This is a genomic window from Hymenobacter koreensis (assembly GCF_039541855.1).
Lineage (GTDB): Bacteria > Bacteroidota > Bacteroidia > Cytophagales > Hymenobacteraceae > Solirubrum > Solirubrum koreensis.
Map to the genome: position 1 here is coordinate 305663 of NZ_BAABHA010000015.1, position 19908 is coordinate 325570.

Sequence of the window (19908 nt, forward strand, 5' to 3'; positions counted from 1 at the left end):
GTGAAGAAAGCGGGTTACTGGCCCAAGGTTAGGGCTTCGGGGTAATGTCGAGCACCACGGCCGAGAGCGGGGCCAGGGTTATGCGGGTGCCGTTGGTGGCGGGTCGGTTGTTCAGCAGGTCGGTGTAGTTGAACTGCTGGCGTTTTGGGTCGAGGCCCATGAGCTTCCAGGCAGCTTCCGGAATTTGCAGAGTGGGCACGTAGGTTTGAGTGGGGCTGAAGTTCACCACCACCAGCAGCCGCTGCTTATCGGTAAAGCGCAGGTAGCTGTAAAGCTTGCGCTGGTCATACTCTTTGCTGAGGTTGTTAGCGTCCTGCAGCTCGTAAAACTTGCCTTTGCGAATGGCCTCGTTGCTGGTGCTCAGGTTGAGCAGGCGCACGTAAAAGTCGCGCAGCTGCTGCTGTTGCTGGCTGAGCTTGCCGCCGTCGAACTTGCCGCCGTTCACCCACTTTTGGTGTTCGGGCACGCCCCAATAATCAAAAATGGTGGTGCGGCCGTCTTCGCCGCCAAAGCCTTCGGCCCCGCGGCCCGGCTCGCCCACTTCCTGCCCGAAATACACCATAATGGGGCCCGTGCCCAGGGTGGCCGAAACCGTCATGGCCGGAATGGCGGGGGCGGTGTTGCCGGCGAAGTCCTTTGAGGCAATGCGCTGCTCGTCGTGGTTTTCCAAAAAGCGCAGCATTTGCGAGGAAAAGCCGCGGCTTTCCTGGCTCCACACTTTGGTGATGTCCTCGGTGCTGCCTTCGTTGCGCATCAGGCGGCGCAGGCCGTCGTAGAGGCCTACTTTGTCGTAGAGAAAATCGAATTTGCCCTCGGTGAGGTAGCGTTTGTACTGCTTGGGGTCGTAGGCTTCGCCGAGGAAAATCACGTCGGGCTTCACTTTCTTGACTTCCGGAATAACCCAGGCCCAGAACTCCACCGGCACCATTTCGGCCACGTCGCAGCGGAAACCGTCTACATCTTTCTTGGCCCAGAACACGAGAATGTCGCGCATCTTCAGCCAGGTATCGGGCACCGGCGAGAAGTATGTTTTGCGGCCGTTCTGGTAATCGACGCCGTAGTTGAGCTTGGTTGTCTCGAACCAGTCGTCCAGCTTGGGTGCTTCCGAAAACACGTCGTTGCCGGTGGCTTTGGCGGGCGTTTCCTGGTACTTCTGGTCTTCCTTGGGGCCTTTTAGCGCCGTCCCTAACGGGTCATTGCCCTTCGGCACCACAAAGCTTTTACCGGGCAGGTAGTAGAAGTTGTTATTTGGGGCAAAGGCTTTGGTTTTGTCGTCCTTCTCGCCCAAATCCACCACGCCCGCGGGCTTGGCGTCCGACTTGTACGAACGGGCCACGTGGTTGGGGATGAAGTCGATGAGCAACTTCAAGCCGTTGTCGTGGGTGCGCTTCACCAAGGCATCGAACTCGGCCATGCGTTTCTTGGGGTCCACGGCCAGGTCGGGGTCCACGTCGTAGTAGTCCTTCACGGCGTAGGGTGAGCCGGCGCGGCCTTTCACCACGTCGGCATCGTCGAGCGGAATTCCGATTTTGGTGTAATCGGCCATGGTGGCATGCTCCAGAATACCGGTGTACCACACGTGGGTGGCGCCCAGTTTCTTGAGCTCCTGCAAGGCCTTGGTGTTAATGTCGTTGAACTTGCCCACGCCGTTTTCGGCCGCCGAGCCGTGGGGCTTGTTCAGGGTTTTCTGGTTGCCGAACAAGCGCACCATCATCTGGTAAATCACCAGCTTGCGGTCCTGGGGCACCTCGTCGGTGGTATTGGGGTCGGCTAACGAGGCCGGGGAAGAATCGGCAGCGGGTTCCACGGGGGCAGTAACCGATGAACGGTGAAGAAGGGTAAACGACGCCAGCCCAAGCGTTAACGCGGCGGCTGGCAGCAGGATTTTGCGTTGCATAATCATGTAAAGTGGGCATTTATTGGTTACCGTAGCCAGGTTGCGGTTGTGAAGAGCCGCTTCTTGCGCTTTGGATTAATAAATGGCCCTGTAACTCACCATTCCTGGCTGAGGGGGTGGATCATTAACTCGTCGACTACCACGTGGGGTGGGGCTTCGAGCACGTAGCGCACGGCCTGGGCTACATCAATGGGCTGGAGGTGGGTTTTTTCCTTTTCCACCGTGCCGGGCTTGGCTTCGTTGAAGTGCGTGTCGACCAAACCGGGGTATACCACACTCACCTTAATACCGTGGCCGCGCACTTCTTTGCGCAGGGCGTCGAGCACGGCATGCTGGGCGTATTTACTGGCGCCGTAGGCCGTGCCGTGCACGAAGGTGCGCTTGCTCACGTCGGAGGCAATGCCCACAATGTGGCCGTAACCCTGCTGCTTGAGGTAAGGCAAGGCAGCTTTGCAGAGCAGAAAAGTGCCCTTCACGTTGGTGTCAAACATCCGGTCCCACTCTTCGGCGCTGAAATTTTCGAGCAGGTTAAACGAGCCCACCCCGGCGTTGCACACCACAATATCCAGGCGGCCGTACTGGCTTAGCGTCTCAGCCACCACCGACTGGGCGTCGCCTTCGTCCGACACGTTGGCAATAACGGCCAGCCCGTTGGCTTTCTGGGCTACTTCCAGCAGCTCGTCTTCGGAACGGGCCACGCACACCACTTTGGCGCCCTGAATGGCCAGCAGCGTGGCAATGGCCCGGCCAATGCCGCGGCTGGCTCCGGTTACAATGGCAACTTTATCGGTTAGGTCGTTCATGGGGCTAGTGCGTTTGGCCGGTAGCGGAATCTGCTTTTCACTTCGCAGGAACTGAGTGGGCAAGATGCCGATTCTGAGCGTTATCCGCTTTAAGATAGTGGGTAGTCCCAGCTCGGCGCCAGTAGCCCCGCTCTAAAACCTACCGCTTCAGCTCCAGCACCCACGCCGTGTAGGCCGGTAGCTGCATCGATTTCAGATCTGAAACGGCGGCGCCCGTAGCTACTTCCGTAGCCGAGGTGAAGCCCTGCATGCGCTCGGCAAAGCGCGAGGTATCCACGGTGCGGGCTTCTTTGCTGCCGTTCATTATCACCATCACGGTGTTGCCCGCGTCGTCGTAGCGAAAGTAGGTGTACACGCCGTTATCGGGAATGAAGTGCATGTACTTGCCGGTGTGCAGCACGGGGTGGGCCTTGCGGTAGTTGGCCAGCTTGCTGATGTAGTTGAAGGTGGCGTTTTCGGGTTCGGTGCGGCCGGCGCGGGTAAACTTGTTGACCTTGTCGGTGGGCCAGCCGCCGGGGAAATCAGAGCGCACCAGGCCGTCGGGGCTGGCGTAGCCCTTCATCAGGATTTCGGCGCCGTAGTACAGCTGCGGCGTGCCGCGCGTGGTGAGCAGCCAGGCCAGCGCCATGCGGTACTTGTTCAGGTCTTCGTTCACCACCGAGTAGAAACGGCTGATGTCGTGGTTATCCAGGAACACCACGTTCTTCAGCGGGTTCTGGTAGAGGTAATCGGCCTGCATGGTGTAATAGAGGCGGTTAATGCCCTCGGTCCAGCCGGCATCCTTGGTTAAGGCTTCCTGAATGGCGTATTGCAGCTGGAAATCGGTTACGCCAGGCAGATTTGCCTGAAAGCCCACTTGCGGGCCTTGGTAGTTGTTCACCGTGAAGTACGCCTGCTGCGCAATGCCCTGCACCCAGGTTTCACCGAACATATTCAGCTGCGGGTACTCCGTGAGCATCGCCTTGGTCCAGTCCTGCAGAAATTTAGGTTCGGAGTACGCGTAAGTATCGATGCGGTAATCGTCGAGGCCGGTGTATTCGATCCACCAGATAAAATTCTGAATGAGGTAGTTGGCCACCAGCGGGTTGCTCTGGTTCAGGTCGGGCATGTGCCCGTCGAACCAGCCCTGCTCAAACTGCTTTTTATCGGCCTGGGAGCCGTAGGGGTCGTTGAAAGCCGCGTCGCGGAAGTTGGAGCGTGTGAACTTCTCCCACTGGTGCACCCAGTCCTTGGCAGGCGGGTCGAGCTGCAGGTAGTTTTTCGAGCCCATGTGGTTGAGCACCACGTCGTGTACCACTTTCAGACCCTGCTGGTGGGCGCGCTGCACAAAGCGCACGTAGTCCTCGTTGGTACCAAAGCGCGGGTCAATTTTGTACCAGTCGGTGGCGGCGTAACCGTGGTAGCTGGCTTTGGGCTGGTTGTTTTCCACCACAGGGTTCAGCCAGAGCGTGGTTACGCCCAGCTCCTTGAGGTAGTCGAAGTGGTTTTCGATGCCCTTCAGGTCGCCGCCGTGGCGCGCAAACATGGAGTCGCGGCTGATGCGCGGCTCAAATGTGCCCTTCACGATGTCGTTTTTTGGGTCGCCGTTGGCAAACCGGTCGGGCATGATCAGGTAAATGAAGTCCGACGAGTTTACGCCCTGCACCTTTGATTTGTCGCCGGGCGTGGTGCGGGCGCGCAACTCGTACTGGTACTTCACCTTTTTAGCGCCGGCAAACTCCAGCGGCAGCTTGCCGGGTTTGGCATCGGCCCCAATGGTGAGGTTGAGCACCAGGTAGTTCGGGTTTTCCAGCTTCTGGGTGCCGTCGAGGGTCACGCCGGGGTACTTTACGCTGGCGGTGCTGCCGCCAATGCCGGGCCCGTACACGAGCAGCTGCAGCTTGGGGTTTTTCATGCCCACCCACCAAAACGTGGGGTCGATGCGGGTGATGCCGGCCGGCGCGGCGGCCCGACCGGGAACGATTGTGGCGAGCAACAACAGCAACACCAGCAGCAGGGGAAACGGACGAAACATGGCGGTAAACAGTAAGCGACAAACAGCCCCGAACAACGGCCGGGGATGGTAAAATAGAAGCTTTCGGCGGTGGCGTCAAAACGCCGGCCGGCTCTGCCGCAGGGCAGATGGCCCTGCAAGATATACAGCCTTATTATTTGCGTTATTTTTTTATGATTTTTGCGCCCCGGTTACAGCCGCTTTTCGAAAGGAGCCCGTGCGCACTGCGGGGTCAACGCACATTTCGGCAAGTAGTTACAGATGCCGATGGCACCAGTGCAGGGCGTCTGGTTTCGGTTTTCGGCCACTCGCTTGCTGCACGGCTCCGCGGGCTTTCGTAGCTTACCGGCCCAAATCCGCGCCGGGTGCTTTGCCCGTACGGGCAGAATGCCGGGCGTGTGCCTTTTCAATTTTTTGACTCTTCCTGCTCAATTCCACCAGTCTCCATGCCATTCACCTTTGACGCGTACCAGCCGGCGGCCGAGTACAGCCGCAGCGCCGCTTACTTTTCCATGGAATTCGCCATCGACCAAGCCCTGAAAACCTACTCGGGTGGGTTGGGCTTTCTGGCGGGTTCGCACATGCGCTCGGCCTACGAGCTCAAGCAAAACCTCATCGGCATTGGTATTCTGTGGACCTACGGCTACTACGACCAGGCCCGGCAGCAAGACGAAACCCTGCGCGTGGACTACGTGCAGAAGCACTACAGCTTCCTGCAGGACACCGGCTTCGTGTTCGACATCAGCATCCACAGCGCCCCGGTTAAAGTGCGCGCCTACTACCTCGCCCCGGAGGTTTTTGGCACCGCGCCCATGTTTTTCCTGACTACCGACATTCCGGAAAACGACTACCTCTCGCGCACCATCTCGCACCACCTCTACGACGCCGACCTGGCGGCCCGCGTGGCCCAGAGCATTCTGCTGGGCGTGGGCGGCGGCAAGCTGCTTGATGAGCTGAACCGCACCCCCGAGGTGTACCACCTCAACGAAGGCCACGGCCTGCCGCTGGCGTTTTACCTCTACAACAAGCACGGCAAGTCGCTGCCAGCGGTGCAGGAGCGCCTCGTGTTTACCACGCACACCCCCGAGCTGGCCGGCAACGAAGAGCACGGCGTGAAGCTGCTCGACGACATGACCTTCTTCGCCGGCCTCGGGCTCGACGAAGTACGCCACCTGGGCCTCGTGGAAAACGAGCGACTGAACTACACCCTGGCCGCGCTGCGCATGTCGCGCAAAGCCAACGGCGTATCGGCCGTGCACGGACGCGTGGCCAACGACATGTGGAAGAACAACGCCGGTATTTGCCCCATTGTGCACATCACCAATGCCCAAAACGGCACCTACTGGCGCGACAAGCAGCTGCACGCGGCCCTCGAAGCCAAAGACGTAGACGCCCTGAAGGCCCGCAAGCGCCAGCTCAAGCAGGAACTGTTCAAGGAAGTAGCCAACCAAACCGGCAACCTCTTCGACCCCGACGCCCTGACTATCGTGTGGGCTCGTCGCTTTGCCGGCTACAAGCGCGCCAACCTCGTTTTGCACCACTTCCAGCGCTTCGAGGAGCTGTTCAAGCGCAGCGGCCGCCCCGTGCAAATGATTTGGGCCGGTAAGCCTTACCCTAAGGACTACGCCGCCATTGGCCTGTTCAACGAGCTCATCAAGAGCACGCGCCACCTGAAAAACTGCGCCGTGCTTACCGGCTACGAGCTGGGCCTCTCGGCGCTGCTTAAAAAGGGCTCCGATGTGTGGCTAAACACCCCACGCTTCCCCCGCGAAGCCTCGGGCACCAGCGGCATGACGGCCGCCATGAACGCCTCTGTAAACCTGAGCATCCCCGACGGCTGGATTCCGGAGTTCGTGCGCCACGGCGAAAACGGCTTCCTGATTCCGTTGGCCAATATCAACGAGCCCGAAGCCCACAAAGACGACGTGGAAGCCGCCGGCCTGCTCGACGTGCTGGAAAACGAGCTCATTCCGCTCTACTACGACGAGCCCGCCAACTACTGGCAGCTGGTGCAAACCGCCATGCGCGAGGTAGAACCCACGTTCGACTCGGGCCGCATGGCGCAGGAGTACTACGAGCTGATGTACAACGGGTGAGGCAAGCGGCTGCCTGAACGGCTGCCCTTGCGTTAGATTGTCTGTCATCCTGAGCGCAGCGAAGGACCTTATTACGCTGAAACGAGTCGTTGTTATGACGGTCGTTCACACGTAATAAGGTCCTTCGCTGCGCTCAGGATGACAGTAAGAGGAGCATAAGTAAAAAGCACGGCCCTGCTAGTTGCCAGCCACGTTGTAGTTGCGTAGCACCGGTTCCAGCACCTGCCACACGTTATCGGCCACAATGCGGTAGCCAGCGGCGTTGGGGTGGGCGCGGTCGGGCAGGTTTAGCTCGGGCCGGCCGAGCACGCCTTGCAGCAGGAAAGGCACAAAGGCGGCGCGGTTTTTCTCGGCCAGCGGACGAAACTGGGCCTTGAACTCGTCGGCGTAGCGGGCATAGCGGTGTTCCCCGAAGGCGCTCAGATCGAAGGGAAACTCCATGCCCACCAGCACAATTTCGGCCTGTGGGTACTGCTTGTGCACGCCATCCATAATGCGCTGCAGGTTTTGGGTGGTTTCGCGCACGGGAATGCCGCGCAGGCCGTCGTTGGCGCCCAGTTCCAGCACAAACACATCGGGGCGGCGCTTGGCCAGTACGGTAGGCAGGCGCTGCAAGCCGCCGGCCGTGGTTTCACCGCTTACGCCCGCGTTAATGCACTGCCAGGAAAGCCCCGCCGAATCTATTTTTTGCTGAATAAGCGAGGGAAACGACTGCTGCGGCGGCAGGCCGTAACCGGCGGTGAGGCTGTTGCCAAAAAACACGATGTTGCGCATAACAGGAGGAGGAAGAGCCGCAGGCTCGGAAGTGCGGGCCGCACTTCCATCGGATGAGCAGCTTAGGCTGAACAGCGCAAGCAGGAAAGGCAGCAGCACGCGGTAAATCATGCTGCCTGTACGGCGTAGGCCGGGCCCGTGGTTGCCGTGGGGCAAGCACTAAGCCCGTAGGCCGGCTGATGTTTAGGAATTTCTTTGATAACTAAATCGGGATATTGTTATATTGCTGGTCCTTCCGATGTGTGGCTATGAAAAAACTCTACCCTCTCCTTGCCGGCCTGTTTCTGACAGCAGCCGGCGCATACGGCCAAAGCGTTGGCATTGGCACCACTACTCCCGCGGCTTCGGCCATGCTGGATGTGGCTTCCACCGCCAAGGGCATGCTGGTGCCGCGCATGACGCAGGCCCAGCGCACGGCCATCGGCAGCCCGGCCCAAGGCCTGCTCGTATACCAAACCGACGGTACCCAGGCCGGCTTTTACTACAACGCCAGCGCCACCGCCACCCCCAACTGGCTCTGGCTGCCCGATAAAGCCGCTGCCGGCGACAACCTGGGTAACCACACCGCCACCACGTCCCTGAGGCTGGCTGGCAACACCCTCTCCAACAACGGCACCGGCGGCATCAGCATTACCGACGCGGGCAACGTTACCGTTACCGGCAACAGCACGGTTACCGGGAACAATGCCGTGACCGGTAACCATGCGGTAACGGGCAACAGCAGTGTAACGGGCGCGCTGAGCGTGGGCACCGGCACGGCCGCCAGCACCGCGGCTCTGGAAATCAGCAGCACCACCAAGGGCCTGCTGTTTCCACGCATGACGCAGGCCCAGCGCGATGCCATTGTTTCCCCCTCCGAAGGCCTGGTCATTTACCAGACCAACGGCACGCCTGGCCTTTACCAGCGTACTGCCTTGGGCTGGGCTTCGCTGGGTACGCTTAACACCGAAAGCAAGGTGGAAATCGTGACGCCCACGGCCAGTGCGTCGCTCGTGCCCACGGCTACTACGGTGGTGTATACTGCCAATGGCTCCGCCGCCGCAAACGGCGCCGTAACGCTGGGCGCTGGCACCGAGGGGCAGCGTTTAGTGGTGGTTAACAACGACGACCAGTTCCTGCCGGTGGTATCGGCCAGCGGCATGGGCAACATTCTGCCGGGCTACGCGGTGCGCTTTATTTACACTGTTGGGGCTTGGCGCCGCGAGTCGTAGGCCCGGCCCGCGGCTTTTTATCTTTTCGGACTTCGCCGGATTCATGGCACACTCCTCTTCTTTCCTTCCCACGCGCCGCTCCTGGCTGCGCCGACTGCAGGGCTGGCTGCAACCAGCGGCCGCCGCACCTGTTGCTCCGGCCTTTTCCACGCGCCGCTCGCCGCTGGGTGGCGGTTCTAATCCGCCATACATAGGCGAAATAGGCATTTTTGCAGGCAACTTCGCCCCACTTGGCTGGGCGTTCTGCGACGGTAGCGTGCTCCCCATCAGCGAAAACGAAGCCTTGTTCACGCTCATCGGCACCACCTACGGCGGCGACGGGCAGGAGACGTTTGCCTTGCCCGACCTGCGCGGAAGGGCGCCCATGCACTTCGGCGCCGGCGCCGGCCTAAGTACCCGCGTAGTAGGGGAAACGGCCGGCGTGGAACAAGTAACGCTTACCATTCAGCAGATACCCGCGCATACGCACACCGTGCCGGCCAGCTTCTCGCCGGGGGTTACGGCGTCGCCCACAGGCGCCATTCCGGCCGATGGCGGCAACGGCTCGGCTCAGTATACCACCGGCACCGGGAGCCTGGTAAGGCAGCCGGCCCAGGTGCTGCCTCCTGTCGGCGGCTCGCAGCCCCACAATAATATGCAGCCTTACCTGGTGGTCAATTACATCATTTCGCTTTTCGGCGTTTATCCCTCCCCCAGCTAACCCTCCGCGTATGAACTCCGCTTTTGAATTTTCCGGCTCGTCATCGTCGAGGCGCGGTTGGCTGAAGCGCCTGGGTGGGCTGCTGGCCGGCGGGCTGGTGCTGGGCAACAGCCGGGCGGCTGATGCCGAGGCGCTGGCCCCGAACAACACGACCGTTTACCTCGGCGAAATCATGATGGTTTCGTGGAACTTCGCTCCCCGCGGCTGGGCCCTTTGCAATGGGCAGTTTTTACCCATTAACCAGAACCAGGCCCTGTTTTCGCTGCTGGGTACGCAGTTCGGCGGTAACGGGCAAACCACCTTCGCCCTCCCCGATTTGCGCGGCCGCATTCCGGTATCCTACAGCAACAGCACTTTCACTTTAGGCCAGCGCGGCGGCGCGGAAGCCCACACGGTTTCATTAAACGAGCTGGTGCCACACCTGCACGGCATGCGGAGCAGCACCGACCTCGGTAGCCTGCAGGTGTCGGGCACGAGTACGCCCCTAACTCATCACTACCTGGCGAATAGTGGCGGCGGGGCTCCGCAGTTTGGCTTCAGTCCCAATGCCAGCTTGGCCACCACCGGCGTGGGCGGCAGCACCGTGAACGTTTCCACCAGCGCGGGGGGCTCGCAGCCGCACAACAACATGCAGCCCTATCAGTGCATAAACTTCGTCATTGCCCTGCAGGGCGTCTTCCCCTCACCTACCTAACCGTGACGACTCCAACCTCACCAGCCACTGCAGCCCAGCCGAGCCGCCGGAGCCTGCTCAAGCGCTTGTCGGCTCTGGTGGCCAGTAGCTTCCTGATCGGCCCGCTGCAGGCCCTGTTTGGGCGCGCTACCCCGGCAGCGGCCGGCGTCCTCACCAGCAACGACCCCTTCGTGGGCGAAATCATTCTGGCGGGCTTCAACTTTGCGCCCCGGGGCTACGCCCGCTGCGACGGGCAACTGATGCCCATTTCGCAAAATACTGCCCTATTTGCACTACTGGGTACGTTCTACGGCGGTGATGGGCGGTCCACCTTCGCCCTACCCAACCTGAACGGCCGCGTACCCATTGGGGCGGGTCAGGGTCCGGGCCTAACCGAACGGTTTCTGGGCGAAAGCGGTGGGGAAGCCGCAGTAACGCTGGTGGCCTCGGAAATCCCGGCTCATACCCATTCCCTGGAGCTAACCTACAGCACCGCGCTGGGCACCACCGGCTCACCGGCCAATGCCTTTCTGGCCAGCAACGCCTCCGGCCTGCCGCAGTACGCGGCCACCAGCACCGGCAACATGGTCACAGGCGCTATCGGTAGTCCACAGGCGCACAACAACCTTATGCCGTATCAGGCATTGGCCTATTACATTGCTCTGCAGGGGATTTTCCCGCCGCGCAATTAGCCCCGTTACCACCTTGCTGCGTATGCTATTGGCCGCCGGATTTCCGGCGGCCAAACTTTTTTCTGCCCGAAACGCGTTACGTTTGCACTTCAGATAAGAACCATTCTTATCTGAGCAGCTTTTTTTGAACTTACATTTTTGCAATGCCCGTTACCAAAGCTTCCGACGCCGACTTTAACCAACTCCTCGCCGACCACGATAAAGTGGTGGTGAAATACTACGCCGACTGGTGCGGTAACTGCCGCCTGTTCAGCCCCAAGTTCAAGCGTCTTTCGGATCAGGAAGACAACCAAGGCGTGGCTTTCCTGGATGTAAACGCCGAGCACAGCCCCGAAGCCCGCAAAGCCGCCAGCGTAACCAACCTGCCGTTTTTCGCAGTGTTCCAGAACGGTCAGTTAGTGGATACCGTGGCGGCCAGCAAGGAAGAAGCCGTGGTGTCGCTCATCGAAAAAATCCGCTAGTTCGCCGCCATGAAAATTCCCGCTATTAAACGCCTCGTGGAAAGCCAGACGCTGCAAACGCTGGTAGAGGCCGAAGAAGCCCTGCTCGACGAGCGGCAGCCCTCGTTTGAGGTGGAAGGAGCCGACGAAGGCGAGCAGCTCACTCACGTGTTTGCCGCCATCTGGATTTTGAACCACATGAAGGACCACGGTGCTGATTTTCCCGCCGCCCTGCGCGAGTACACCAAAAAAGTGCGCGTGTCCATCAGCTAAGCACGAAAACGTGCCAAAGGCAAACGGGCCGTTCGTTCCAAGAATTCAGGAACGACCGGCCCGTTTGGCGTTTAGCGGCTGGCTTTACATGCGCGCAAAATGCGCGGAGGCGGCCTGAATGCCTTCGTCGGTGCAGAGGCCGCGGATGTAGTAGAGGTAAATGCTGCGGTACACCTCGGCAATGCTGTAGCGGCTGGGCGGAAACACCTGCTCGTTGAGCAGCAGGTTCACCATTTCCAGAATGATTTTGGTGACCAACCCGATGTTGATGTCGCCGCGAATCATCTTTTGCAGCACACCGTCGTTAAGAATCTGGTGCATCATGGGGCCCGAGTATTCGGCCAGGTGCTGCAACGACAAGTCCCAGGCGGCGGGGTACAGCTGCACGTCGGTAATGTACTGGGGCGACACTTTGCGCAGGTCACGAATGCCAATTTCCAGCAACGACAGCAGGCGTTTTATGGCGTTGGGCTCGGCGGCAAACAGGGCGGCATGCTCGCGCTTCTGCCGGTCTATTTCAAACTGAATGGTTTGCAGCACCAAGTCGGCTTTGTCGCGGAACATCTCGCGAAAGGTGGCCGGCGACACGTCCAGAATGCCGGCTATCTGCTCTTCGGAGTTTGCTTCGATGCCCTCACGCAGGAACAACTGGTAGGCTTCGTCGAGCAAGGTCTCGCGCAGGGTAGGGGCCATAGAGGAAGGATGGGGAGCGAAAAAAGTGCGGCAGCTCCGAAATTAGCGGATTAGCAAGCCCAAACCAAAAAAGAATAGCAGCTGCACCAGGTACACGAAGGGTACCAGCGGGTTGCGGCCGGCGGCTACGTGGCTGCTGTTGTAATACAGCTGAAAGATAAACGACACGGCCAACCACGCTTTAAAGTTCTGCAGCGGTATTACATCGAAAGCCCACTTCCACCAGCCATAATGCACGGCCACGGGCTCGATGCACACATCCATGCCCACCATGAGCACGGCCGCCAATATGGCCCGTACTAACCCAGGCAGCGGCAGGCGCTGGGCTAGTCCGCCCGCCAGGTAAGTCATTAGCAGCCAGTTCAGGCCAATGATAAGGGGCGTGTCGAACACCCGAATGCCCAGCACGTTCCCGTACGTATAGCTGCCAAAGATGACGCCGGTGCGTACGCCTGCTACCTCAATGCCAAAGCCCATGACCATGATGGAGAGGCAGAACCAGCCGAACATGGGGGCAGGGCTGTGCCGGTCGTGGGCCAGCAGCAGGGCCGCCGTAAGCAGTAGGTTCAGGGGAACGAACTGCAGGTAAAAATCAGGGTCCTGCGAAAACGCCAGCCCCACAAATCCGGTGACGTGAAACAGCAGCAAAATGCCCTGGGCCACGCGCAGGCGCTTGGTAGAGGGGCGCTTGGTGGGCGGCGCGGGTGCCGAAGTGGTCGATTCGGAATAAGCCATTAGGGACGAGAGTGTTAATTAATAATTAGCCATTATTAATTAAATCAGCGGCAATTTTAGCCGACAGCAAGCAGAGCGGAATGCCGCCGCCGGGGTGTACCGAGCCACCGCAAAAGTACAGCCCTTCCAGTTGGCGCGAAAAGTTAGGGTGGCGTAGGAAAGCCGCCATCAAGGTATTCGAAGAACTGCCGTAGAGGGCGCCGCCGTGCGAGGACGTATCGGCGGCAATGCCCGGCGGGGTCCACACACGTTCGGCCCGGATTAAAGGAGCAACGTCGACTCCCAGGGCTTGGTTCAGGCGGCGCAGTACGGCGGCCCGGGTATGCTGCCGCAGCGCGTCCCAGTCCTGGCCCTGGTCGTGGGGCACGTTTACCATCACAAACCAGTTTTCCTGGCCGGGAGGGGCGTCGGAGGGCGTTTTTTTGGAGGTGATGTTCACGTATACCGTTACGTCGTCGGCCACGGTTTGGTCCTGAAAAATCGCCTGAAACTCGCGCTGGTAATCGGCCGAGAAAAAGATGTTGTGCAGGTCGAGCTCGGGAAATTCACGGCCAATGCCCCAATAAAAAATGAGGGCCGAAGAGGAGCGCGGCTGCGCCAATGTGCGCTCGGGAGCGGCGTGTTTGGGCAGCAGGCGGCGGTAGGTGGGCATCACGTCGGCGTTGCTCACAATGCGGCCGAAATCATACACTTCCAGCGGGGTGCGCAGGCCGGTTACGCGGCCGCCGGCCGTCAGGATTTCCTCCACCGGCTCGCCGTAGTGGAAGGTTACACCCAGGTCTTCGGCCAAGCGCACGAGGCTTTGGGCAATGCTGTAAATGCCGCCTTCGGGGTAATACGCGCCCAGGCCGTGCTCGAGGTGCGGAATGAGGCTGAGGGTGGCCGGTGCTTGGTAAGGGTCGGAGCCGTTGTAGGTAGCAAACCGGTCGAAGAGCTGTACGAGGCGCGGCTCCTGCGGAAACGCGCGGCGGTGGCGGCTGTGCATGGTGCCCAGCAAACCCAGCTGGGGCATGCCAGCCAGGGCCTTCAGGGTGTCGGTGCTGAAGTACGTTTGGGCCCGGTGCAGCGACTTGTGCAGGAACGTTTGGGCGGTGGCGTCGTAGGCGCGGGCGCTGCGGTGCAGAAAACCGCGTACCTCGGCGGCCGGAACGCCCAGCTTGTTCTCGATTTCGACGGCGAACTTATCGGCATCGGCCCAGGCCGTGAGGCGGGTGCCGTCGGCGAAAAAGTACTGGGTAATGGGGTCCAGCCGCTCGTAGCGGAAGTAATCCTGCGGCTCGCGGCCGGCCAGCCGGAACAGCTCATCTACCAACGCCGGCAGGGTAAACAACGACGGCCCAGCGTCGAAACGGTAACCGCCGGGCAAGTCGAACTGGTGCATTTTGCCCCCGAACGACGCCTGCGCCTCAAACACCGTAACGCGGTGCCCGGCCACGGCCAGCCGCACCGCCGCCGCAATGCCGCCAATGCCCGCGCCCACCACGGCCACCGGCTGTTTGGGCGCCGCTACCGACCGACGAGGAGAACCAGAAGCCATACAAATCAGGAAACAGAGCGAAATCGGGAGAACTGCCCCGGCCGTGGGCCGCGGGCAGCACAATAAACGGCGAACGGGAACAATGTTGCGGCCACGCGACAAAAAAGGCCGAAGCCCGCTGCCGGGGTAGGGCAGTGGGCTTCGGTAAAGCAAGCGGAGGCAATGGGTGCTAGTCTTTTTTGATGCAGTTGGGTACGGTTTTGCCGTCCTTTTTCTTCGTGCCGGCTTGCTCGTAGCCTTTCCAGCAGGGGTCTTCTTTCTTATTTGTGGCGGTGGTGGTTTTCTTGGTAGGCATGACCGTAGGGTGTTTGGGTGAAACATCGGGGGTCGGAGCCCTGAGTGTACGCTGAGTAACGGAACGGGTTAACAGCGTTACGGCAACTTCTGTGGCTTCGACCGGAAGCGGCAATGCCCGCCTGAGCCACCGAAAGACGGTGCATCCGGTGTTGAACGTTCCAGCAGCATGGGGTGCCCGGGCCAGGAGCTGTTTGCTGATCGGAAGCATTCCTAAAAGGCCTGTTCAAGGGCTTGGGCAGATGGATTCAACTCTGGGTATGTGGTTTTACGACTTTTTGCCGTTGTTGCAGCATGCAAATTAGAGTCGCTATTCTGGTTCTTATTCTGATGCTGAGCCTGCCCGCCGGTGCTCAAACGGGTGGGCTGCCCGCCGGCACCGGACTACGGGCCGATTACCACCACGGCGAAAATTTCGAGCGGTACGCCTTCACCCGCACCGACCGCGCCATTGACTTCGACTGGCGGCAGGCCTCGCCGGGCAGCTCCGTGGCCGCCGAACAGTTTTCGGTGCGCTGGACCGGTTTTTTGTACGCGCCGGTGTCGGGCGAGTACACCTTTCACCTCGAAGTAGACGACGGCATGCGCGTGTGGCTCGACGGCCGCAAAATCATGGACGAGTGGCGGTACCAGCCCGTTATGATGGCCAGCCGGCGCGTGCAGCTGGAAGGCGGCCGGGTGTACGCCCTGCGCGTCGACTACTTTCAGGGCAGCGCACCCACGCGGGCGTTGCTAGCCTGGGTGGTTCCTGCCAAAGAACCCGAAAAAAGGCTGGACAACCTGTTTGGGCTGATGACGGACGAGCCGGTACCCGTGCCCATACCCACGCGCTACCTTTACCCCACGTCGCCCACGCCGCCGGCTGCAACAGCGCCGCCCAAACCCGTAGCGGCGCGCCCGGTGGCACCTGCCGTTACCAAGCCGGTGGCCGCAAAACCCGCCGTAACGCCTGCTTCTAAACCCGCTTCTCGCCCCGCTAAACCTACTGCGCGGCCAGTAACGACGACTGCGCCGCGCCCTACGCCCACGCCACCGGCCGCGGCTACCGAGGCGGCGGCCCTACCAGCCATTGAGCTTGGCGAGCTGGCCGAGCTAACCAAGGGCCGCACCGTAGAACTAAAGCAGCTGTACTTCGAGCAGGGCAAGGCCCGCCTGCTGCCTACCTCGCAGCCCGAGCTGAACCGCTTGGTAAAGGCCTTGCAAACCCAACCCGACTTGCAGCTGGAAATAGCCGGACACACCGACAACGTGGGCGACGCGGCCAAGAACCTGGCCCTGTCGGAGCAACGGGCGCTGCTGGTGCGCCAGTACCTGGTGCGCCACGGCATCGACTCGGTGCGCTTGGTGGCGCGGGGTTACGGCGGCTCGCGCCCCGTGGCCGACAACCAAGACCCGCGCCAGCGGCCCCGCAACCGCCGCGTGGAAGTGGTGGTGCGTTAGCCGGCCGCTTAACCGCCAATTACTGCTGAGCTGTCCGCCCGCCGGGGTTTTGCGTAGAGCCTTACAACTAAACGCTCTACCTACTACCCATGGCTACCAAGAAAGCTGATTCCGCGAAGGCGCCTGCTCCGGCTAAGTCAACCGCAAAAGGCACGGCGGCCAAATCGTCGACCAAAGCGGCTCCTGCGCCCAAGGTGGAAAAGCGCCGCATGGCGTCGGAAATGAAAGCCGAAAAGCTGCCTTATCCGGCCAGCCAGGAGGAAATGCGGCAGAAACCCGATTCGGATTTCAAGAACTACCGCGCTGCCGATAAACTCAAAGGCAAAGTGGCCCTGATAACCGGCGGCGACTCCGGTATTGGGCGGGCCGTGGCCATGGCTTTTGCCCTGGAAGGCGCCGACGTGGCCATTATGTACAACGAAAACGACGCCGACGCCGACGTAACGCGCAGGTTCATTGAGAAGCAAAAGCGCCGCTGCCTGGTGCTGAAGCTCGATGTGCGCGACGCCGAGCAGTGCAAGCAGGCCGTGCGCCGCACGCGCATGGAGCTGGGCGGGCTGAACGTGCTGGTGAACAACGCCGCGTTTCAAATGTCGCAGCCTAAGTTCGAGGACATCACCGAGGAGCAGGTCCGCCGCACCTTCGACACCAATATTCTGGGGTACATCTGGATGGCGCAGGCTGCGCTGCCGCACCTGCAGGCCGGCGACTCCATCATTAACACCGGCAGCATTGTGGGCCTCACCGGCCACCCCACGCTCGTCGACTACACCGCTACCAAGTCGGCCATTCACGCTTTCACCAAAAGCCTGGCGCAGTACCTGGGCGAGAAGAATATTAGGGTGAACTGCGTGGTGCCCGGCCCGGTCTGGACACCCAATATCCCCGCCACCATGCCGGCCGAAGACATCAAGAACTTCGGCTACGAGGTGGCCTTGAAACGCCCCGGGCAACCCGAGGAACTGGCGCCCGCCTACGTGCTGCTGGCCTCGCAGGACGGCTCGTTTATGACCGGTAGCCTTGTGCACGTAACCGGCGGCAAGCTCAGCTCAGATCAATAAGCCGCCAGAACGAAGCTCCTCTTTTCAGATGAGGAGGGGACGCCGTGCCGAGGGCGCAGCTGGGGTGGTTGAGGGTCGTTGGCTTCGTTGCATGGGTTGCTGGCGTTGTTTCCCTCTATCCCCGGCGCAGCTTTTCGGTGCCATCCTCAGCTTTTGCCAACCCGCAGCGGCTGGCATTGGGCCCGCGTCGTATTCCTTTCATTACCTCCTGACCAAGGAACATCCGCCGCGTTAGCGGTTAATCTACTTCGCAGCCGCCACACCCGGCCTCTATTCCACCCGTATGCCCGCCGCACCCCACTACCCCGAAGGCACCGTTCGCGCCCTGCTCGAGTCGCCGCACGTAAGCGAGCCGACGCGCGCCGCACTGCAGGCCCGCCTCGCCGCAGCCGCCGAGCCTTACGCCCCGCAGTTTCTCGATGCCAGCTCGTACGAGCTGCTGCGTATGATTTGCGCCCGCTTGCTGCCCCAGCCCGAGCGCCCCGAGCCCATTGAGGTGGCGTGGTGCATCGATCAGCGCCTGGCCGAAGGCCGTTCCAACGGCTGGCGTTACGACGTGCTGCCGCCCGACCGCGAAGCCTACCGCCTCGGCCTGGGGGGTGTGCAGCAAACTGCCCAGGCTCGGTTTGGCCATGCGTTCGAACAACTAGCCCCCGATCAGCAAGATCAGGTGCTGCTGCAGGTACAGCAGGGCACGGCCGCTGGCGAAGCTTGGGCTACCGTGCCGCCCGTTCGGTTTTTCGAGGAATTATTGGCCGAAGCCACCAGCTTGTATTACGCCCACCCGCTGGCGCAGGAGGAAATTGGCTACGTGGGCATGGCCGATTTGCCGGCTTGGTCTAGAATAGGCTTGAATGAGCGCGAAGACCGGGAGCCGGACGCAACTACTAACGCATAATTAAGAGGTTATGCCCGACGAAGAAACCGTAGAAGAAGGCGTGCTGAACCCCAGCCTGACGCCGGATATTCAGGACCCACTGCTTAAAAGGCTCGTTCAGGAAGCGCCCACCCCAGAGCCTCAGCCCCAACCGGTACCCGAGCCCATCGACGAAGTCGACTGCGTTATCATTGGTACCGGCGCCGGGGGAGCACCGCTGTTGGCCCGGCTGGCCATGGCCGGCCTGAAAGTAGTGGCCTTGGAAGCCGGCCCCCGCCACGATGCCCGCCGCGACTTTGCCACCGATGAAAAAGCCCAGGATTTTCTCTTCTGGAACGACGAGCGGCTCTCGGCCGGCCGCACGCCCACTTCCTTCGGCAACAACAACTCGGGCACCGGTGTGGGCGGCTCCACGCTGCACTATACCGCCTACACGCCCCGCGCCCAACCCGACGATTTGCGCCTGCGCACCGAGTTTGGCGTGGGCCAGGACTGGCCCCTGAGCTATGACGACCTGGCGCCGTACTACGACGAGCTGGAACACCTGCTGGGAGTTTCCGGACCCACCCCGTACCCCTGGGGGCCGGCGCGCAAGCGCGGCTATCCGCTGGCGCCGCTGCCGCTGAACGGCGCGGCCCAGCTCATGCAGCGGGCCTGCGAAAAGCTGGGCATCGGCACCTCGCCGGCGGCCAACGCGGCGTTGTCGGCGCGCTATTACCAGGAAGGCATTGGCTGGCGCGAAGCCTGTACCAACCGCGGCTTTTGCCAGGCCGGCTGCTCGGTGGGCGCCAAAGCCAGCATGGACGTTACGTTTCTGCCCCTGGCCGAAGCTTATGGCGCCGAAATTCGCCCAAACTGCTTTGTAACCGAAATTGAGCGCGACGCCCAGGGCCGTGTAACCGGCGTGGTGTACGAGCGCGAGGGGCAGCAGCACCGGCAGCGCTGCCGCACACTGTTCCTGTGCGCCGGCGCCGTGGAAACCCCACGCTTGCTCATGCTCAACGAACTGGCCCTGAGCAGCGGGCACGTGGGGCGTAACTTCATGGCCCATCCCGGCCTGCAGGTGTGGGGCACGTTCGAGGAAATGGTGCGGCCCTACAAAGGCATTCCTGGTTCCTTGATTTCGGAAGACACCCACCGCCCCAAAGACGCCGATTTTGCCGGCGGCTACCTGCTGCAAAGCATTGGGGTAATGCCCGTAACGTTTGCCAACCAAGTGGCGCGCGGCCGCGGCCTGTGGGGCCAGCCCCTGCGCGACTACCTGCGCCAGTACAACCACATTGCCGGCATTAACATTCTCGGCGACTGTTTGCCGCACGAGGAAAACTACCTGGAGCTGGCCGAAGAAAAAGACGCCCGCGGTTTGCCCAAGCCGCGCATTCATTTCTCTTTCCACGAAAACGAGGAGCGCATGACCGCCCACGCCGACCGCCTGATGCGCCGCATTTGGGAAGCCGCCGGTGCCCAGGATATCTGGGCCTTCCAGCGGAGCGCCCACGTTATCGGTACCTGCCGCATGGGCCTTTCCGGCGACGACGCCGTGGTGGATGCCGATGGCCGCGCCTTTGACGTGCCCAACCTGTACATCTGCGACAACTCGGTTTTCCCCAGCGCCCTGAGCGTGAATCCGGCCCTGACCATTATGGCCTTAAGCCTGCGCACTGCCGATAAATTCTTGGAAAAGCAGAACCGGTTGGACCGGCCCCGGAGCTAGCCGAG

The 19908-nt window shown here is 61.2% G+C and carries 19 protein-coding genes; 11 read left to right on the top strand and 8 right to left on the bottom strand.

Annotated elements, in window-relative coordinates; translation table 11 throughout:
- Positions 1 to 28: 28 nt before the first annotated feature.
- From ABD903_RS20075 to ABD903_RS20085, 3 genes are all read right to left on the bottom strand, one after another.
- Positions 29 to 1897, bottom strand: a complete 1869-nt coding sequence (locus ABD903_RS20075) for an alpha-amylase family glycosyl hydrolase (RefSeq protein WP_345227137.1) — start codon at positions 1895 to 1897, stop codon at positions 29 to 31.
- Positions 1898 to 1992: 95 nt separating this feature from the next.
- On the bottom strand, positions 1993 to 2700 hold the full coding sequence (locus ABD903_RS20080) for an SDR family oxidoreductase (protein WP_345227138.1): 708 nt from the start codon (positions 2698 to 2700) through the stop codon (positions 1993 to 1995).
- 139 nt (positions 2701 to 2839) lie between these two features.
- Positions 2840 to 4714: a glycoside hydrolase family 13 protein gene (locus ABD903_RS20085; protein ID WP_345227140.1), complete on the bottom strand. Its 1875-nt coding sequence runs from the start codon at positions 4712 to 4714 to the stop codon at positions 2840 to 2842.
- A gap of 425 nt (positions 4715 to 5139) precedes the next feature.
- On the opposite strand from ABD903_RS20085, the gene glgP reads away from it, so the two are divergent.
- The gene (glgP, locus tag ABD903_RS20090) at positions 5140 to 6789 is read left to right on the top strand and encodes an alpha-glucan family phosphorylase (protein WP_345227142.1); all 1650 of its coding nucleotides are present in this window, start codon (positions 5140 to 5142) and stop codon (positions 6787 to 6789) included.
- Positions 6790 to 6966: 177 nt separating this feature from the next.
- On the opposite strand, the gene ABD903_RS20095 is transcribed toward glgP, so the two are convergent.
- Positions 6967 to 7719: an arylesterase gene (locus ABD903_RS20095; protein WP_345227144.1), complete on the bottom strand. Its 753-nt coding sequence runs from the start codon at positions 7717 to 7719 to the stop codon at positions 6967 to 6969.
- Positions 7720 to 7811: 92 nt separating this feature from the next.
- Here ABD903_RS20095 and ABD903_RS20100 point away from each other — a divergent pair, with 92 nt between their 5' ends.
- From ABD903_RS20100 to ABD903_RS20125, 6 genes are all read left to right on the top strand, one after another.
- A complete protein-coding gene (locus tag ABD903_RS20100) occupies positions 7812 to 8774 on the top strand; it encodes a hypothetical protein (protein ID WP_345227145.1) in 963 nt (320 codons plus the stop codon).
- A gap of 43 nt (positions 8775 to 8817) precedes the next feature.
- The gene (locus ABD903_RS20105) at positions 8818 to 9474 is read left to right on the top strand and encodes a phage tail protein (protein ID WP_345227147.1); all 657 of its coding nucleotides are present in this window, start codon (positions 8818 to 8820) and stop codon (positions 9472 to 9474) included.
- A 10-nt stretch (positions 9475 to 9484) separates the two neighbouring features.
- Positions 9485 to 10168 carry a phage tail protein gene (locus ABD903_RS20110; RefSeq protein ID WP_345227149.1) on the top strand — a complete coding sequence of 228 codons (684 nt, stop codon included), beginning with the start codon at positions 9485 to 9487 and terminating at the stop codon, positions 10166 to 10168.
- Between the two features lie 2 nt (positions 10169 to 10170).
- Positions 10171 to 10839 carry a phage tail protein gene (locus ABD903_RS20115; protein ID WP_345227151.1) on the top strand — a complete coding sequence of 223 codons (669 nt, stop codon included), beginning with the start codon at positions 10171 to 10173 and terminating at the stop codon, positions 10837 to 10839.
- 143 nt (positions 10840 to 10982) lie between these two features.
- Complete coding sequence (locus ABD903_RS20120) at positions 10983 to 11300, top strand: thioredoxin family protein (RefSeq protein ID WP_345227152.1); 318 nt, start codon at positions 10983 to 10985, stop codon at positions 11298 to 11300.
- Between the two features lie 9 nt (positions 11301 to 11309).
- Positions 11310 to 11552 (top strand): DUF6952 family protein, encoded by a 243-nt coding sequence (locus ABD903_RS20125; RefSeq protein WP_345227154.1) that lies wholly within the window; start codon positions 11310 to 11312, stop codon positions 11550 to 11552.
- Positions 11553 to 11636: 84 nt separating this feature from the next.
- Here ABD903_RS20125 and ABD903_RS20130 read toward each other — a convergent pair whose 3' ends face one another.
- The 4 genes from ABD903_RS20130 to ABD903_RS20145 all read right to left on the bottom strand — a co-directional run bounded on the left by ABD903_RS20130 (position 11637) and on the right by ABD903_RS20145 (position 14812).
- Positions 11637 to 12245 carry a TetR/AcrR family transcriptional regulator gene (locus ABD903_RS20130; protein ID WP_345227156.1) on the bottom strand — a complete coding sequence of 203 codons (609 nt, stop codon included), beginning with the start codon at positions 12243 to 12245 and terminating at the stop codon, positions 11637 to 11639.
- A gap of 42 nt (positions 12246 to 12287) precedes the next feature.
- A complete protein-coding gene (locus ABD903_RS20135) occupies positions 12288 to 12980 on the bottom strand; it encodes a carotenoid biosynthesis protein (protein ID WP_345227158.1) in 693 nt (230 codons plus the stop codon).
- A gap of 25 nt (positions 12981 to 13005) precedes the next feature.
- Positions 13006 to 14517, bottom strand: coding sequence for a 1-hydroxycarotenoid 3,4-desaturase CrtD (crtD, locus tag ABD903_RS20140; protein ID WP_345227160.1), 1512 nt, complete (start codon positions 14515 to 14517; stop codon positions 13006 to 13008).
- A 169-nt stretch (positions 14518 to 14686) separates the two neighbouring features.
- Positions 14687 to 14812 (bottom strand): hypothetical protein, encoded by a 126-nt coding sequence (locus ABD903_RS20145; RefSeq protein ID WP_345227162.1) that lies wholly within the window; start codon positions 14810 to 14812, stop codon positions 14687 to 14689.
- Positions 14813 to 15105: 293 nt separating this feature from the next.
- On the opposite strand from ABD903_RS20145, the gene ABD903_RS20150 reads away from it, so the two are divergent.
- The 4 genes from ABD903_RS20150 to ABD903_RS20165 all read left to right on the top strand — a co-directional run bounded on the left by ABD903_RS20150 (position 15106) and on the right by ABD903_RS20165 (position 19903).
- On the top strand, positions 15106 to 16251 hold the full coding sequence (locus ABD903_RS20150) for a PA14 domain-containing protein (RefSeq protein ID WP_345227164.1): 1146 nt from the start codon (positions 15106 to 15108) through the stop codon (positions 16249 to 16251).
- 209 nt (positions 16252 to 16460) lie between these two features.
- A complete protein-coding gene (locus ABD903_RS20155; protein ID WP_345228111.1) occupies positions 16461 to 17312 on the top strand; it encodes an SDR family oxidoreductase in 852 nt (283 codons plus the stop codon).
- Positions 17313 to 17595: 283 nt separating this feature from the next.
- The gene (locus ABD903_RS20160; protein WP_345227166.1) at positions 17596 to 18210 is read left to right on the top strand and encodes a gluconate 2-dehydrogenase subunit 3 family protein; all 615 of its coding nucleotides are present in this window, start codon (positions 17596 to 17598) and stop codon (positions 18208 to 18210) included.
- 10 nt (positions 18211 to 18220) lie between these two features.
- On the top strand, positions 18221 to 19903 hold the full coding sequence (locus tag ABD903_RS20165) for a GMC family oxidoreductase (RefSeq protein WP_345227168.1): 1683 nt from the start codon (positions 18221 to 18223) through the stop codon (positions 19901 to 19903).
- Positions 19904 to 19908: the final 5 nt, after the last annotated feature.

Coding starts and splice junctions, on each gene's coding strand:
- ABD903_RS20165 (WP_345227168.1), top strand. CDS start 18,221: ATGCCCGACGAAGAAACCGTAGAAGAAGGCGTGCTGAACCCCAGCCTG.
- ABD903_RS20150 (WP_345227164.1), top strand. CDS start 15,106: ATGCAAATTAGAGTCGCTATTCTGGTTCTTATTCTGATGCTGAGCCTG.
- ABD903_RS20155 (WP_345228111.1), top strand. CDS start 16,461: ATGGCGTCGGAAATGAAAGCCGAAAAGCTGCCTTATCCGGCCAGCCAG.
- ABD903_RS20110 (WP_345227149.1), top strand. CDS start 9,485: ATGAACTCCGCTTTTGAATTTTCCGGCTCGTCATCGTCGAGGCGCGGT.
- ABD903_RS20120 (WP_345227152.1), top strand. CDS start 10,983: ATGCCCGTTACCAAAGCTTCCGACGCCGACTTTAACCAACTCCTCGCC.
- crtD (WP_345227160.1), bottom strand. CDS start 14,517: ATGGCTTCTGGTTCTCCTCGTCGGTCGGTAGCGGCGCCCAAACAGCCG.
- glgP (WP_345227142.1), top strand. CDS start 5,140: ATGCCATTCACCTTTGACGCGTACCAGCCGGCGGCCGAGTACAGCCGC.
- ABD903_RS20085 (WP_345227140.1), bottom strand. CDS start 4,714: ATGTTTCGTCCGTTTCCCCTGCTGCTGGTGTTGCTGTTGTTGCTCGCC.
- ABD903_RS20130 (WP_345227156.1), bottom strand. CDS start 12,245: ATGGCCCCTACCCTGCGCGAGACCTTGCTCGACGAAGCCTACCAGTTG.
- ABD903_RS20160 (WP_345227166.1), top strand. CDS start 17,596: ATGCCCGCCGCACCCCACTACCCCGAAGGCACCGTTCGCGCCCTGCTC.
- ABD903_RS20145 (WP_345227162.1), bottom strand. CDS start 14,812: ATGCCTACCAAGAAAACCACCACCGCCACAAATAAGAAAGAAGACCCC.
- ABD903_RS20125 (WP_345227154.1), top strand. CDS start 11,310: ATGAAAATTCCCGCTATTAAACGCCTCGTGGAAAGCCAGACGCTGCAA.
- ABD903_RS20080 (WP_345227138.1), bottom strand. CDS start 2,700: ATGAACGACCTAACCGATAAAGTTGCCATTGTAACCGGAGCCAGCCGC.
- ABD903_RS20100 (WP_345227145.1), top strand. CDS start 7,812: ATGAAAAAACTCTACCCTCTCCTTGCCGGCCTGTTTCTGACAGCAGCC.
- ABD903_RS20075 (WP_345227137.1), bottom strand. CDS start 1,897: ATGCAACGCAAAATCCTGCTGCCAGCCGCCGCGTTAACGCTTGGGCTG.
- ABD903_RS20105 (WP_345227147.1), top strand. CDS start 8,818: ATGGCACACTCCTCTTCTTTCCTTCCCACGCGCCGCTCCTGGCTGCGC.
- ABD903_RS20135 (WP_345227158.1), bottom strand. CDS start 12,980: ATGGCTTATTCCGAATCGACCACTTCGGCACCCGCGCCGCCCACCAAG.